This is a genomic window from Cytobacillus firmus, assembly GCF_023612095.1.
Taxonomy (GTDB): Bacteria; Bacillota; Bacilli; order Bacillales; family Cytobacillaceae; genus Cytobacillus.
In genome coordinates this window covers 4,171,199-4,185,370 of the sequence record NZ_CP086235.1, presented here as the reverse complement: position 1 = coordinate 4,185,370, position 14,172 = coordinate 4,171,199, and the positions used below count along the sequence as shown (strand labels likewise).

The 14,172-nt window shown below is 43.0% G+C and carries 13 protein-coding genes and 1 pseudogene; 10 read left to right on the top strand and 4 right to left on the bottom strand.

Annotation, left to right across the window (positions count from 1 at the left end; genetic code table 11):
- The first annotated feature begins 4 nt into the window (after positions 1 to 4).
- The 3 genes from gatB to LLY41_RS21315 all read left to right on the top strand — a co-directional run bounded on the left by gatB (position 5) and on the right by LLY41_RS21315 (position 3,243).
- Positions 5 to 1,432, top strand: coding sequence for an Asp-tRNA(Asn)/Glu-tRNA(Gln) amidotransferase subunit GatB (gatB, locus tag LLY41_RS21325; RefSeq protein WP_095245445.1), 1,428 nt, complete (start codon positions 5 to 7; stop codon positions 1,430 to 1,432).
- Between the two features lie 163 nt (positions 1,433 to 1,595).
- Positions 1,596 to 2,156 carry a thioredoxin family protein gene (locus LLY41_RS21320; RefSeq protein WP_304586547.1) on the top strand — a complete coding sequence of 187 codons (561 nt, stop codon included), beginning with the start codon at positions 1,596 to 1,598 and terminating at the stop codon, positions 2,154 to 2,156.
- A 19-nt stretch (positions 2,157 to 2,175) separates the two neighbouring features.
- Positions 2,176 to 3,243, top strand: coding sequence for an NAD(P)H-dependent flavin oxidoreductase (locus LLY41_RS21315; RefSeq protein WP_304586546.1), 1,068 nt, complete (start codon positions 2,176 to 2,178; stop codon positions 3,241 to 3,243).
- 185 nt (positions 3,244 to 3,428) lie between these two features.
- Here the strand turns inward: LLY41_RS21315 and LLY41_RS21310 are convergent, their stop codons facing one another.
- On the bottom strand, positions 3,429 to 4,361 hold the full coding sequence (locus tag LLY41_RS21310; protein ID WP_048011107.1) for a manganese-dependent inorganic pyrophosphatase: 933 nt from the start codon (positions 4,359 to 4,361) through the stop codon (positions 3,429 to 3,431).
- 165 nt (positions 4,362 to 4,526) lie between these two features.
- Between LLY41_RS21310 and LLY41_RS21305 the strand changes: the two genes are divergently transcribed.
- Positions 4,527 to 5,291, top strand: a complete 765-nt coding sequence (locus LLY41_RS21305; RefSeq protein WP_304586545.1) for a metallophosphoesterase family protein — start codon at positions 4,527 to 4,529, stop codon at positions 5,289 to 5,291.
- Between the two features lie 138 nt (positions 5,292 to 5,429).
- On the opposite strand, the gene LLY41_RS21300 is transcribed toward LLY41_RS21305, so the two are convergent.
- The 3 genes from LLY41_RS21300 to plsY form a co-directional block, all read right to left on the bottom strand.
- A complete protein-coding gene (locus LLY41_RS21300) occupies positions 5,430 to 6,455 on the bottom strand; it encodes an STAS domain-containing protein (RefSeq protein ID WP_252220640.1) in 1,026 nt (341 codons plus the stop codon).
- 108 nt (positions 6,456 to 6,563) lie between these two features.
- Positions 6,564 to 7,223, bottom strand: a complete 660-nt coding sequence (locus tag LLY41_RS21295) for a DUF421 domain-containing protein (protein WP_248349426.1) — start codon at positions 7,221 to 7,223, stop codon at positions 6,564 to 6,566.
- A gap of 100 nt (positions 7,224 to 7,323) precedes the next feature.
- The gene (gene plsY, locus LLY41_RS21290) at positions 7,324 to 7,950 is read right to left on the bottom strand and encodes a glycerol-3-phosphate 1-O-acyltransferase PlsY (RefSeq protein ID WP_048009749.1); all 627 of its coding nucleotides are present in this window, start codon (positions 7,948 to 7,950) and stop codon (positions 7,324 to 7,326) included.
- 551 nt (positions 7,951 to 8,501) lie between these two features.
- Here plsY and LLY41_RS21285 point away from each other — a divergent pair.
- From LLY41_RS21285 to LLY41_RS21260, 6 genes and pseudogenes are all read left to right on the top strand, one after another.
- A complete protein-coding gene (locus LLY41_RS21285; RefSeq protein ID WP_304586544.1) occupies positions 8,502 to 8,672 on the top strand; it encodes a hypothetical protein in 171 nt (56 codons plus the stop codon).
- A 117-nt stretch (positions 8,673 to 8,789) separates the two neighbouring features.
- The gene (locus LLY41_RS21280) at positions 8,790 to 9,047 is read left to right on the top strand and encodes a hypothetical protein (protein WP_048009747.1); all 258 of its coding nucleotides are present in this window, start codon (positions 8,790 to 8,792) and stop codon (positions 9,045 to 9,047) included.
- 49 nt (positions 9,048 to 9,096) lie between these two features.
- Positions 9,097 to 9,714 (top strand): TetR/AcrR family transcriptional regulator, encoded by a 618-nt coding sequence (locus tag LLY41_RS21275; protein ID WP_197212643.1) that lies wholly within the window; start codon positions 9,097 to 9,099, stop codon positions 9,712 to 9,714.
- 251 nt (positions 9,715 to 9,965) lie between these two features.
- Positions 9,966 to 10,900 (top strand): annotated as a pseudogene (locus LLY41_RS21270) (diacylglycerol kinase).
- 294 nt (positions 10,901 to 11,194) lie between these two features.
- Positions 11,195 to 12,574, top strand: a complete 1,380-nt coding sequence (gene rlmD, locus LLY41_RS21265; protein WP_304586543.1) for a 23S rRNA (uracil(1939)-C(5))-methyltransferase RlmD — start codon at positions 11,195 to 11,197, stop codon at positions 12,572 to 12,574.
- A 105-nt stretch (positions 12,575 to 12,679) separates the two neighbouring features.
- A complete protein-coding gene (locus tag LLY41_RS21260) occupies positions 12,680 to 14,143 on the top strand; it encodes a PAS domain-containing sensor histidine kinase (protein WP_304586542.1) in 1,464 nt (487 codons plus the stop codon).
- Positions 14,144 to 14,172: the final 29 nt, after the last annotated feature.

The following is a 14,172-nucleotide window of genomic DNA, read 5'->3' as shown; positions in this document are numbered from 1 at the left end:
ATTCATGAAATACGAAACGGTAATCGGACTTGAAGTCCATGTTGAGCTAAAAACAGATTCAAAAATATTCTCGGCAAGCCCTAACCATTTTGGGGCAGAGCCGAACTCCAACACAACAGTCGTCGATCTCGGCTATCCTGGAGTACTGCCAGTCATTAATAAAAAAGCAGTTGAATTCGGAATGAAAGCTGCGATGGCGCTGAACTGTGAAATCGCACCTGTTACAAAATTTGACCGAAAAAATTATTTTTACCCGGATAATCCTAAAGCCTACCAGATTTCGCAATTCGATAAGCCCATTGGTGAACATGGCTGGATCGAGATTGAAGTAGACGGCTATAAGAAAAAAATCGGCATTACGCGTATTCATCTTGAAGAGGATGCAGGCAAGCTGTCTCATGCTAAAGGTTATTCACTAGTAGACTATAACCGCCAGGGTACTCCTCTGATCGAGATTGTTTCTGAACCGGATATCCGCACACCTAATGAAGCATACGCATATTTGGAGAAACTAAAGTCCATCATCCAGTATACTGGCGTTTCTGACTGTAAAATGGAGGAGGGTTCACTTCGCTGTGATGCGAATATCTCCCTTCGTCCTGTCGGCCAGGAGGAATTTGGCACAAAGACAGAGCTGAAGAACCTGAACTCGTTTAACTTTGTCCGCAAAGGGCTCGAGTACGAGGAGAAGAGGCAGGAAGAGGTTCTAAGTTCTGGCGGAACAATCCAGCAGGAAACATTGCGCTATGATGAAGCAACCAATAAAACGATCCTAATGAGGGTAAAAGAAGGTTCGGATGATTATCGTTATTTCCCAGAACCTGATTTACTGGATATCCATATTGATGAAGAGTGGAAAGACCGCATCCGTGCAGAGATTCCTGAGCTTCCGGACCAAAGAAAGAACCGTTATATTGAAGAACTTGGGCTCCCGGCTTATGATGCAGCTGTTCTGACAGTCACAAAAGAAACATCTGATTTCTTTGAAGCGGCTGTGAACAAAGGAGCAGACGCCAAACAGGCTTCCAACTGGGTAATGGGTGAATTGTCAGCTTACTTGAATGCTGAACAAAAAGAGCTGACCGATATAGCTTTGACACCTGAGGGACTTGCAGGCATGATTAAGCTGATCGAAAACGGCACGATCTCTTCCAAAATTGCCAAAACAGTATTCAAAGAGCTGGTTGAAAATGGCGGAGACCCGGAAACAATCGTAAAAGAAAAAGGCCTTGTCCAAATTTCGGACGAAGGCGCACTTCTTAAAATTATCGGTGAAACGCTCGATGCGAACCCGCAATCCATCGAGGACTTCAAAAATGGAAAGCAAAAAGCAATCGGCTTCCTGGTCGGCCAGATTATGAAGGCCACAAAAGGACAGGCTAACCCGCCGCTTGTTAACAAATTATTGCAGCAGGAAATACAGAAAAGATAAGAGGTGAGCTGATGGGAATCCATCAGCTTTTCTTATATTCGACAAAAATAATCCCTATTTCCCAGGAAAAGATTCAGTTTTACAAAGTGCTACAGCAAATGCAGGAATGAAAGCGGATGGTAAAGAATAAACACTAAAGAAATCGAAAAAAGGGAGTGGGTTTATGGTATTAATGGATTGGTTTGCGAAGGGTCTAAGTCCGCAGAATTATATAGAATCCATGCAAGTTAACAAAGAAGAGATGAATAAAATCTATAATCGCTTTTCATTATCCGATGACGAAAAAACAAGATTATCAGAGTTTAAGGACATTGGCATGAAGGTAATTGCACTGACTGAGGATTGGTGCGGTGACGCCATGCTGAATAATCCGATTCTATTAAAAATCGCAGAGGAAACCGGCATGGAAGTCCGTTTTGTTTTGAGAGATCAGAACCTTGAGCTTATGGACCAGTATTTGACTAACGGAACATCCAGAGCGATACCTATTTATATCTTTATAGAAAAAGAAGGGGATGAATTTGCTGTTTGGGGACCGCGTGCCAAACAGATTCAGGAATTGGTGGATGGGGAAAGAAGCAAGCTCCCTCCACAGGAAGCTGAGGACTTTAAGGAAAAACAAATGAGCATGTACAGGAGATTAACCGCTTCCTATCAGGAGGATTCTAAGATTTGGCATACGGTTGCTGATAGTATAATAGATGCTCTTGTTACGGAAAAATAGAGTGGGAAGGGTGTTTTAAATGGACTGGAACCGGAATTCCATCACCGCTAAACTGGATATAAAATACCCTATTTTCCAGGCTCCCATGGCTGGAGGGATGACAACGCCGCAATTAATCAGCGAGGTATCAAATTGCGGCGGGCTTGGAAATATGGGTGCAGGCTATATGAGTCCGGTTGAAATAAGAGAAAATATAAAACAGATTCAGAAATTGACTGATCAGCCATTTGGCGTCAATCTCTTTGTTCCGGATAGTGAGGCTTCGGCGGATGCAGAGGACATCAGCAGCATGGGGAATGTGCTTGAACGATACAGCAGTGAGCTTGGTATGGCGGGAAAACCAGCTCTTCCGAACAAGGATTATGCTGCTTTATACAAAAAACAGCTTGATGTTTTGATGGAAGAACGTGTGCCTGCCTGCAGCTTTACGTTTGGCATACCTGATTCGGCCATCATTTCGGAATTAAAGAAACAGGCTACGATGATTATTGGAACCGCAACGAATGTCAATGAGGCAGTGGAATGGGAAGAGGCGGGCGCAGATATAATTGTTGTTCAGGGGTCAGAAGCAGGGGGACACCGCGGAACTTTTCACAAGGAAGAAAGCGGAATGATCGGTTCCATGGCTCTCATACCGCAAGCGGCAGATGCAGTAAGCTGTCCTGTGGCTGCAGCAGGGGGGATCATGGATGCCCGGGGTATAGCTGCGGCCATGATCCTAGGGGCAGAAGGAGTCCAGCTTGGAACGGCCTTTCTTACATGCAGGGAAAGCGGGGCTCACGGGTTGTATAAGCGAGCTCTATTAAATGCAGGGAATGACCAGACAGCTGTGACGAAAGCATTCTCAGGAAAGACTGCAAGAGGGATCCGCAACAGGTTCATGGAAGAAATGAAAGGTGTGCAGCCGTTGCCTTATCCATTGCAGAATGATATGACAGCGCCTATCCGGAAGCATGCAGCGAAGCTTGAGCGGCCGGAGTTTATGTCATTATGGGCCGGTCAGGGAGTGGGAATGGCTGAAGAGGTGACAGTGAAGGAACTGATGACCATGCTTGTTGATGGGACAGAAGAATTATTGGATAAATAAAAAGCAGTGCTAAGTGGGCACTGCTTCTGTCTTATCGCAGTCTAACGGGCAGTAAGACCCCCACTTGAAGACTCAGAAAGAATCAACGGAGGATAAGTGGGGGTCAAACTGCCCGTAAAGGCCCGATTGGTTCAACTAACAATCAGTGGGGGATAAAGAAAACCCCCACTGATTGAAGTTTCACTTTATTTGCCGGCCAATACGTTTGTAAGAGGCGGTACAATTTGCTTTTTGCGTGAAACAACGCCCTTCAATACGGCACTGTTGTTTTCAAGTGTTACATCATAAGCTTTTTCAACTGCTGCAGCTTCTTTGCCAAGAGAAATGGCAACTGAGTCGTTGTTAAGGATATCAGTTAAAACAAAAACAAAAAGATCCAGCTCTTTGTTGTTAATGTTTTCAGTAATTACAGCTTCCAATTCTTCCTGGCGGCTTAGTACGTCATTCAGGTCCACAGCATTAACCTGAGCGATTTCTGTTTTATAGCTTCCCATTTGGAATTCCTTTGCGTCAAGGGAGATTAGCTCTTTCACACTCTTCTTGCTTAAGTCTGCTCCTGCTTTCAGCATTTCCAGACCATATTCTTCAGCGTTTACTCCCGCAATTTCAGCAAGTTCGCGTGCTGCTGCAACGTCCTGGTCTGTGCATGTTGGAGATTTGAACAGCAGGGAATCGGAAATGATGGCAGAAAGCATAAGGCCAGCAGTTTCCTTGCTGATTTCCACTCCGTTTTCTTTGTACATTTTGTTCAGAATGGTTGCTGTACAGCCAACAGGCTCTGCACGGTAGTAAAGCGGATCGCTTGTTTCAAAATTCGCAATGCGGTGGTGGTCAATAACCTCCAGGATTTTCACATCTCTGATATCATCAGCGCTTTGCTGGAATTCGTTGTGGTCTACAAGAATTACTTCGCCCGCTTCCTTGGATACTGCTTCAACAAGCCGGGGAGCTTCAGTCTTAAAATAATCCAGGGCATATTGTGTTTCCTCATTTACCTTGCCCAGGCGGATTGGCTCTGCATCAACGCCTAATTTGTTTTTTAATTCTGCATAAGCAAGTGCTGAACAGATTGAGTCAGTGTCAGGGTTTTTGTGTCCGAATACAAATACTTTTGACATAATTCCTACTCCTTCTATATGTAATGTTGGTTTTTGCATGCTGTTATTTTACCATATTTCTAATGTAATGGCGGTACGGGGAAAAATCAAATTTTGTTTTTTTCAATTGTTGGAGGAAGCTTGAGTGTTTTGGAGAAATATAAAAAAAGTAAGGAGGAGACAAACATGGGAAAAGTAGCCGTAATATCTGATATTCATGGAAATATCACCGCTCTGGAGGCTGTTCTGGACAATATCCGTGAACGCGGAATAGAGAATATTTTTTGCCTTGGTGACTTAATAGGAAAAGGACCCAATTCTCTAAAAGCTGTTGAATGGATTAAAGAGACCTGTGAAGTGGTCCTCCTTGGGAACTGGGATGACTTTATGCAGAAGCCGCTGGATTTTGAAGAGGGGCAGTGGCATCAGAGACAGCTGGGTGAAGAGGCCCTGTCCTACTTAGCCACGCTTCCGTTCCATCACGATTTTTATATGAGCGGAAAATATATCAGACTCTACCATGCTTCAGCCAAAAGCATCTATCACCGGGTTGTGCCGATGAGGGATTCGCATGAAGAAAAACTGGCTATGTTCGAGAATACAGAGAATATTACTGCCGGAGAGGAAGGCAGGATTCCGGATGTTATCGGGTACGGGGATATTCACGCAGCCCTGGTTGAACCGATTCATCCGCAAAAGACACTATTCAACGCGGGAAGCGTCGGAAACTCCCTTGATATCCCTCATGCTACCTATGCAATTTTGCATGGGGAATACTTATCAAAAGAGGCTGCGCCTTTTTCCATCGAGATTGTCAGGGTTCCATATGATATTGAGAAAGAAATCAGTATTGCCAAAGATATGGGAATGCCGAATCTTGAGGCCTACGCGCTGGAGCTGCGCGAAGCGAAATATAGGGGGGCGCCTAAGAAAGTGCAGGCAGAGAAATAGGAGCCACCGGTCCTGAAGGCACATAAAAAACGCTGAGCGAACATAAAAAATCAAATCCTCACTGAATTTACGAATGCAGCCATAAAAACAACCCAAAAAGCTGACTTACGTCCAATGCGAAGTCAGCTTTTTGTATGATTAAAAGATTTTCCTGCCTTTTTTGGAAAGAGCGTAATAAATGCCGTGCTGCAGGTTTGTGAAGCAGTTAAATTTAGAGAGGTTAAAATTCGTTTCCGTAATTTTAGTGCCAAGTTCCGGAGAAATGCCAACCAGGATCGTTTCGGTGCCGATCAGATTAGCTGCAGCAGCCAGTTTGCTTAAGAATTCCACCGTATAGGCACTGATGGACTGATTTAACCCGGTCAAGTCCAGGATTAGGCAATCTGCCTGGTGCTTCGGAAGGCTATGAAGAGTTTTATCGACGAGTTCTTCAGAGCGGAATTCATCATATCTTCCCAAAAGAGGAACAACAACAATTCCATCAAGGACAGGAATAACCGGTGAAGAGATTTCTTTAACAAGCTGTTTTAATTCAATCGTCCGGTCCTCCACTAACTTTTCAAGCTCGCTGATTTTTTTTGATTCTTCGCGCCTCGCTAAAGCGTGTATATTTTCCTCAACAGTAACGCTTGAAGGGAAGTAATCCAGCTCTGTATAGTCCTGTCCGGCCAACTGGTCTGCTGCCTTTTTATACCAAAGGCTTGTGCCAAACACAGCGGAAAAGATTCCTGCAAAATGTCCCGGCAGGAATGTTCCAGACTCGTTTTTCCCTTGTTCTTTGTTAATCTTATATTCCCAGCTGTCAAGTGCTCTGACCCTGGCGGTTTTCGCAGCAGGATCTAAATCAGTAATGATATATTTTCCCCAGCCGGCAGAAGCATATATTCTGGGGATGATATTGGCCACTTCTTCTATGGGAAGTCCTAAATCCTTGAAGAATGTTCCTACTACCATTCCCTGCCTGAAGCCGGTGGTCTCAAGTACAATGCTGGAAGTTTCCTTTCCAGAGATCTCTTCAATAGTATCGAAGAAGCTTTTCATGGCGGATTTTATCCAAAATAAGACCGCATCATCGCCTTCAAAATTAAACAGACCTTTTTCAAGGTCCCAATTAAAATCAAAACCATCAATTTTCGTTTCAAGCACTAGGCTATTTTCTGTCATACCATTACCCCCTGATATTGATATGTATAGTTAAATCACTTTTATTTGTCTAGTAAGTAACCAATTTTATATACCCTCAGCTTCAAACCCTAAACCTATTTTAGAAAATTATCTGCGTCTGTTTATATTCAATTTCTTTGACTTTTCATTCACATAAGCGTACATAATCTCTTTCTCATTCAAATGGTTTTTTCGAAGCTGGTCTAATAGCCAATCCTTAGTCTGTCCGAGCAGCTCGAGATTACGCGATTGAATCCTGCCATCCACAATCACTGCAATCGGGAGCCCCTCATCCTGAATAGGGATCTTTAAATGCTCAACTGTTACAGGCGTATTGGCCACTTTCGGGATGATGCTCACTTCACCGATTGGCTCGAGAATAGCGTAATCAACATCCGCAATCTTGGGGTAGCCTTTGCTTCTTAAGATGGACAGCAGCTGAGACATGGAAAGATGGGACTTCTCCAGATTGTCTTCAAGGATTTCCCCATTTTTAATCAGCATCGTCGGCTCACCAAGAAAAAAACGGTTGCCAATCTGGTTTAAAGTCAAATATGAGAAAAGAATGTGGAGGCCCACAAGAATGGCCAATGCTATTAATGTCGGCAAGTATTCTGTGCTAATGAGAGGCTCAGAAGCAACTGTGCCAACGATAATAATGGCGACAAGGTCATAAGGTGTCATCTGGATAATCGTAGATTTCCCCATCAGTCTCATAATCATGATAGTGATTAAGTAAAGACTCGCTATTTTTAAGATCAAGAACATATGTAAGCTCCTTTGAACGCACTTTATTCAAAGGTTTTGCTTAAAGAGCTGCTTATATGTGAAAAATAATAAAAAACCCGAATGCAGATACGGGTTTCAATCAGGCTCGCTTTTTATCATCTCTTGGAGGGATGCGGTCATCTTTTAAGCGCTTATCATTGATTTTAGGCTCATTATTATCAATAAAGTTCTTAATGTTTGAGCGATGCAGGAAAATCAGAAATAATAAGAAAATAGAAAAGATAAGTTCATGTTCAGTGCCTTCAGTAAATAAGGAATAGACAAGCAAGGATGCACCCACCGATAAAGAGCCGAAAAAAACATACTTGGTCAGGAAAATGACAGCCACAAAAGAAATATAGGCGATTAAAAACATCCAGATATTTGCAGCAATCAATACGCCAGCTGTGGTTGCGATGGCTTTTCCTCCGCGGAATCCTGCAAAGATCGGAAAGCAGTGGCCGGCAACTGCGACCATCCCGACTATTAGCGGATCAGCTTCAGCATTCAGAATGACAGGAATTGCCGCAGCGGCGGCACCCTTGCCCACATCGACCAGCAGAACCACGATAGCCGCTTTTTTGCCAAGAACCCTTAATGTATTAGTCGCACCAGGATTATTGCTGCCATGATCACGAATGTCAATTCCAAAGGCAAATCTGCCAAATAATAAGGCAGTAGGAATTGATCCTATTAAGTATGCTGCCAGGTAAATAAGAAGAGTCATCGTATTCATCCTTTTTCATCAATATATTCAGTTGTTAATTAGAGTTGTCCATTATTTGAAAAATTTTTACTAGCCTCCTCTGCATGTAGTCATCGCTTACAGTTTACCATATAATGGTTTAGTGAAGAGGGAGAATTAATCATTATCCAGAATAGAAAATTCTGTAACTTATTTAGTGAGAGATTATTATAAGTAAGGTATTGAATTATTCCATTCTCTAAATTATGATTGTTTCGGCACTCAAAAAGATAACATGTAATTCGAATAGTTATAAGGATATGTTTGATAAAAATAATACCCTGCAGGATATTATTTGTGTTTCAAAGCACAACCTGTAAGGAACTTTGGAAGGAGATGATTTTCATGGAGCATTTTTCATTGGAGGAATGGCGGAAATATGCAAAAAATGAACTTTCTGAACCTGAGCGTGAACTCTATGAAAATCATCTATATATATGTGATCAATGTCTGGAAGTGTACCTTGAAGCGATGGACGAGGAGGAGGACTCTTTGCCGGCAATGCCGGGGAAGAGGACTTTACAACTCTTGTCATGGCTCAGATTACAGGCGAAATTCCCGAAGAAGCTTCTAAGGAACAGAGTGGGCTGCCAACTAAAGGCTCTTTGTTTGAGCGCTGGTTTCCTCTTGCCTTTGCCGGCTTTATGCTCATTGGGGGATTAGTAACCATGTACCGGGAGAAAAATCAAATAGATCAGGAGTAACTCTTAACGGAAGTTAGGAGTTTTTTTAAATGAAAAAATTTGAAAATTCATATAAAGTTACTTACAATAAAAAGACCAATCAGTTTATTTTAATACAATACCTGGGGAGTGGGAGATATGGGAAGAAGGCAGGTTCCGCAGGAAATGCAAAAAAAGAGCAAGAGTGTACATCTTGAGCAATGGATTTGGGATTTGGCAGCGCAAATGCAGCCGTGCCGTTCAGCAGCTATCAGAGATTTATTTCTCGCTAAAATGAAAGAAGACTTGATAAAAGCGGGATTGGCTGAGGAAAATACGGAAATCACGAGTGAACATGCCAGCCTGTATTCAGAAGAAATTCTGAAAAGTAGTGAAATCAGCCGGAAGTGCTGCTGATAAATTAATAACTAAAAGAGAATAAATCAAATGCCTTGGAGGGACAGAATTGCCGCCAATCGTATCAGAGGAATATAAACGGAAAAAAAAGAAAGAGATCCTGTCGGGCGCCTTGGCCTGCTTTGCCAAAAAAGGATTTCAGGCAGCGACCATAGATGATATTGTCGCTTATTCAGGAATCAGCAAGGGAGCTATCTATAATTATTTTAAAAGCAAGGAAGAAATCTATCTGGAGCTGTTGAATGAGCAGACAGAATCAGCTAATGCAAGACTTGCAGAGAAAATATCGATGTTCTCCTCCGCAGAAGAGAAACTTGAATACCTGTTTGACTTGTACAGGGATATGAGCCCATTCAGCCAGGAACGGAAAGATAGAATAACTGTGCAGCTGGAATTTACGCTGCATTCCTCAAGAGATGAGAACCTGAATCGAATCCTGAATGAGCGTGGAAAGAAGTTCTTTTTAAAGCTGATAACAGATATTATGGAGGAAGGACAGAACACCGGGGAATTCCGTTCCGATGCAGATCCAAACCATGTAGCAGGATTGTTTTGGACTTTTATGGACGGGGCAATGCTTCATAGAGTAATTAATGAAGAATATCCATATAGAACCATTATTGACTACGTTAAGAGCCTTGTTTTGCAGGACCTCAAACAGGAGTAATGCTTAACCTCATCCTGGATAATGCTGATTTGAAGCACCTGGCCAAGAAATATAACTTAATTACGATACTTTTTTGCTTAATGAGGGTATAATTCATTTGTGCATCTGTCCACTTGTGAAAACACCAGGAAGTGAATAGAATAGAAACGGTTAGCTGTGAAAATTGCTAAGCCGCGGACTATTCGCTATGATGTAAAAAGATGGAATGAAAAGTATTAAGTTTAGATATTTCAATAATAGGATGATGGGCTATGAAAAGAGCAAGAATTATTTATAACCCGACTTCAGGCCGGGAAATTTTTAAAAGACATTTAGCAGAGGTTTTGCAGAAATTGGAGACAGCTGGCTATGAAACGTCATGCCATGCTACCACAGGTGAAGGGGATGCCATTAAAGCTGCCCGGACAGCTGTTGAACGCAGATTCGACCTGGTCGTTGCAGCAGGCGGTGACGGCACGATTAACGAGGTTGTAAATGGACTCGCTGAACAGGATTACCGTCCGCGCCTCGGCATTATCCCAATGGGCACAACTAATGATTTTGCCCGTGCACTCCATATTCCAAGAGATGTGGAAGCGGCAGCGGATATTATTGTAAAAGGGGATACCATTCCTGTTGATATTGGCCGCATTAATGATAAATATTTTATTAATATCGCTGGCGGAGGAAGGCTGACAGAGCTGACTTACGAGGTGCCAAGCAAGCTTAAAACCATGATTGGCCAGCTTGCCTATTACCTTAAGGGAATTGAAATGCTGCCTTCCTTCCGTTCAACTGAAGTCAGCATTGAGTTTGACGGGAAAATCTTTGAGGGTGAAGCCATGCTTTTCCTTGTCGGTCTGACAAATTCAGTCGGCGGTTTTGAAAAACTTGCGCCGGATTCCTGTATTAATGACGGACTATTCTCCCTGCTGATCTTAAAGAAAACCAATCTCGCCGATTTTATCCGGATCGCGACAATGGCAGTTCGGGGGAGCATGTAAAGGATCCGAATGTCATCTACACGCAGGCAAACCGCATTAAAGTGCAATCCAAAGAGAAGGTACAGCTCAATCTTGACGGTGAATTTGGCGGGCTTCTTCCTGCCGAATTCGTAAATCTGTACAGGCATTTGGAAGTATTTGTTCCTATCGATCAGATTCGTGAGGAAGACCGCCCGACAGATTGGGAAAGCTCCCATGAATAATAGGAGGTCCGCTCTATTACAGAGCGGGCTTTTATTTTGCAGTAACACAAGAAGTTGTGAACGATGCAAATAGAAAAGTTTTACTGCAAATAGAAGTGTGAAAGAGCACATAGACAGGAGAATCCTGCAAATGGACTGGGAAAAATGCAAATACAGGATTCGTTTCTGCAAATAGACATGCTGAGGGGTATGCAAAGGATCTGAAAGATATCCATTTCGTATTTAACCCTATTTTGTGATACAATCTGTCTAGTCAAAATAGGTCACGGAATTAAGCTGAAAAGGAAGAAAATGATGAGCAGAACATTACCTGTGCAAAAAAATGATTATATAGATGTGACATTTGAGGATTTGACCCATGAAGGGGCAGGGGTGGCAAAGGTTGACGGCTACCCGTTATTTGTGCCCGATGGACTTCCGGGTGAGAGGGCAAAAGTCAAAGTAATAAAGGTGAATAAGGGATATGGGTTTGGGCGCTTGATTGAGACCTATGAAAGCAGCCCATACCGTGTGGAAGCACCCTGCCCGATTTATAAGGAGTGCGGAGGATGTCAGCTGCAGCACCTGAGCTATGAAGGCCAGCTTCTCGCCAAGGAAAAACAGGTCAGAGATGTACTGGAGAGAATTGGTAAACTAGAGGGCGTCAAGGTGCATCCGGTTCTAGGCATGAAGAATCCATGGCGCTACAGAAATAAAGCGCAGGTTCCGATTGGCGAGCAGGAAGGCGGTCTGATCGGCGGATTTTACCAGCAGCGCACCCACCAGATCATCGATATGAAGGAATGTCTCATTCAGCAGGAAAAAAATGATGAGGTTGTTCAAAAGGTAAAGGAAATTTGCGGTCGCTATGGTGTCCGAGCTTATGATGAAGGCAGGCATAAAGGTGAGCTCCGCCACGTGATGGCGCGCTATGGTCTTGTGACAGGCGAAGTGATGATTGTCCTTGTTACAAGGACGAACGAGCTCCCGAATAAGCAAAAGATTGTGGAAGAGATTGCAGCAAGTATCAAAGGTGTTAAATCCATCGTCCAGAATGTGAATTCGCGGAAGACAAATGTGATCATGGGAGAAGTTACACGAGTTCTCTGGGGCGAAGAAGTGATCTATGATTTTATTGGCGATATCCAATTTGCGATTTCCGCCCGCTCCTTTTATCAGGTGAATCCAGAGCAAACAAAGGTTTTATATGATAAGGCACTGGAATATGCGAATTTGAGCGGAGAAGAAAAGGTTATCGATGCATACTGCGGAATTGGCACCATTTCTCTTTTCCTGGCACAGAAGGCAAAAGAAGTGTTCGGAGTTGAAATCGTGCCGGAAGCCATTGAGGATGCGAAGAGGAATGCGGAATTGAACCGGATGACAAATGCTTCATTTGCAGTCGGGAAAGCAGAAGAAGTAATTCCTGAATGGTACAAAAAAGGGAACACAGCAGATGTGCTGGTCGTTGACCCGCCGCGCAAAGGCTGTGATGAGGCTCTTTTGAAAACTATTTTAAGCATGAAGCCAAAGAAAGTCGTCTATGTATCCTGCAATCCGGGAACATTGGCAAGGGATCTGCGTATTTTGGAAGATGGCGGATATAAAACCATTGAAGTGCAGCCTGTGGACATGTTCCCGCAGACTATGCATTGTGAAGCAGTCGCGGGATTGGAATGGATAGAGGGCAGCTGACCGGAGGGAAAGCTGCTTTTTTTTGAGTTCTAAAGAATCCTCATGCTTTTTTTCATATAATTCTGTAAAATATAGTTTATAGAGTTATTTAATGGGGTGAGGTTAATGGTCAATGATTTCCCGATCCTAGGTAATGATGGTGAATCGATTTATTCCAATCCTGATGAATTGCTTGATTTGTTCCTGAACTGTACGGCAGATGGGGTAGCCATCATAGATATGGAAAACCGTTTTATAAGGGTTAATCATATGTATACGGTGATTTTTGGTTATACCGAAGCGCAGGTTATCGGCAGGAAGTTTACCGATTTTCAGAACCCGGAAGAAGTGAAGGGGATAATAAAACTGGTCAAGCTTGGGAAGGTATACAGCAATGTGATCACACAGCGCTATCATCAGGATGGTTCGATTCTGGATATATCGGTTTCCTATTCTCCTTTCAGAAATTCCAAGGGAAAAATCATTGCCGTTTTGGCTATATTCCGGGATATGACAGAGTTTAAAAGCATGGAGAGGGAATTAAGAAAAACCAGGGAACTGTACGATTTGATTACGAAGAATACAACAGATATGATCAAGGTCTTCACTAGAGAACAAACGGTGATTTATGCATCCCCATCTCACGAAAATGTATTGGGGTATTCGCCGGTGCAGCTTGTGGGGAAGTCCTGTACCACTATCATATATTCCGAGGAAGAGAGAGAAAAGTTTAACAAAGTCTCTCAAAACCTGCTTGAAACAGGAGAGCCACAGCTCCTTGAGACAAAAGTGAATACGGCAAATGGTGATGTCGTTTTCGTGGAGACTAGCATTTCCCCTATTTTCAACGACAGGGGCGAAATTGAATTATTTGTGGCAGTAGGCAGAAACATAACAGACAGAGTGAATAATGATGCTGTTTTGCGGAATTTGGATCGCCTTTCCATTATCGGACAGCTTGCAGCAGGGGTTGCCCACGAAATCAGGAACCCGCTGACTTCTCTAAAAGGTTTTTCAAAACTGCTCCAATCAAGCATTAATCAGGAAAAGCAGGATAATTATCTATCCATTATTATGGAAGAGCTGGATCGAATTGATATCATTGTCAATGAGTTCATGTCTTTGGCAAAGCCTCAGGCAATCGAGTTTGAGAAAGGGAACTTAATGTCCATTCTGGAAAGCACGATTAAGGTGCTTCATCCGCAGGCTCTGCTTCATAATGTCCAGATTCATCTCAAACATAGTGAGAATGATATCATGCTATTATGTTCACCTCCTCAGCTGAAGCAAGTGTTTGTGAACTTTTTAAAAAATGCGATTGAAGCTATGCCGAATGGCGGAAATGTATATATCAGCATGCAGCAAATAGAGCGCGGGCGTGTAAGGATTGCTTTTGCAGATGAAGGAGCAGGCATTGATGATGAAATGCTGAAGCATCTTGGGACACCTTTTTATACAACAAAAGATAAAGGAATCGGTCTGGGGCTCACGGTCAGCAACAAAATTATACAGGAACACCAGGGGCTGATGACTATCGATAGTTTTATAGGTGAAGGAACTACAGTAACTGTAGAATTGGATTGTATATAGTTTGTTCTGCTCATCTCATTAGGGGTGGG

Bases quoted from the DNA above. Each gene is read 5' to 3' on its own strand.
- gatB (WP_095245445.1), top strand. From the start codon at position 5: ATGAAATACGAAACGGTAATCGGACTTGAAGTCCATGTTGAGCTAAAA.
- LLY41_RS21320 (WP_304586547.1), top strand. From the start codon at position 1,596: ATGGTATTAATGGATTGGTTTGCGAAGGGTCTAAGTCCGCAGAATTAT.
- LLY41_RS21315 (WP_304586546.1), top strand. From the start codon at position 2,176: ATGGACTGGAACCGGAATTCCATCACCGCTAAACTGGATATAAAATAC.
- LLY41_RS21310 (WP_048011107.1), bottom strand. From the start codon at position 4,361: ATGTCAAAAGTATTTGTATTCGGACACAAAAACCCTGACACTGACTCA.
- LLY41_RS21305 (WP_304586545.1), top strand. From the start codon at position 4,527: ATGGGAAAAGTAGCCGTAATATCTGATATTCATGGAAATATCACCGCT.
- LLY41_RS21300 (WP_252220640.1), bottom strand. From the start codon at position 6,455: ATGACAGAAAATAGCCTAGTGCTTGAAACGAAAATTGATGGTTTTGAT.
- LLY41_RS21295 (WP_248349426.1), bottom strand. From the start codon at position 7,223: ATGTTCTTGATCTTAAAAATAGCGAGTCTTTACTTAATCACTATCATG.
- plsY (WP_048009749.1), bottom strand. From the start codon at position 7,950: ATGACTCTTCTTATTTACCTGGCAGCATACTTAATAGGATCAATTCCT.
- LLY41_RS21285 (WP_304586544.1), top strand. From the start codon at position 8,502: ATGGCTCAGATTACAGGCGAAATTCCCGAAGAAGCTTCTAAGGAACAG.
- LLY41_RS21280 (WP_048009747.1), top strand. From the start codon at position 8,790: ATGGGAAGAAGGCAGGTTCCGCAGGAAATGCAAAAAAAGAGCAAGAGT.
- rlmD (WP_304586543.1), top strand. From the start codon at position 11,195: ATGAGCAGAACATTACCTGTGCAAAAAAATGATTATATAGATGTGACA.
- LLY41_RS21260 (WP_304586542.1), top strand. From the start codon at position 12,680: ATGGTCAATGATTTCCCGATCCTAGGTAATGATGGTGAATCGATTTAT.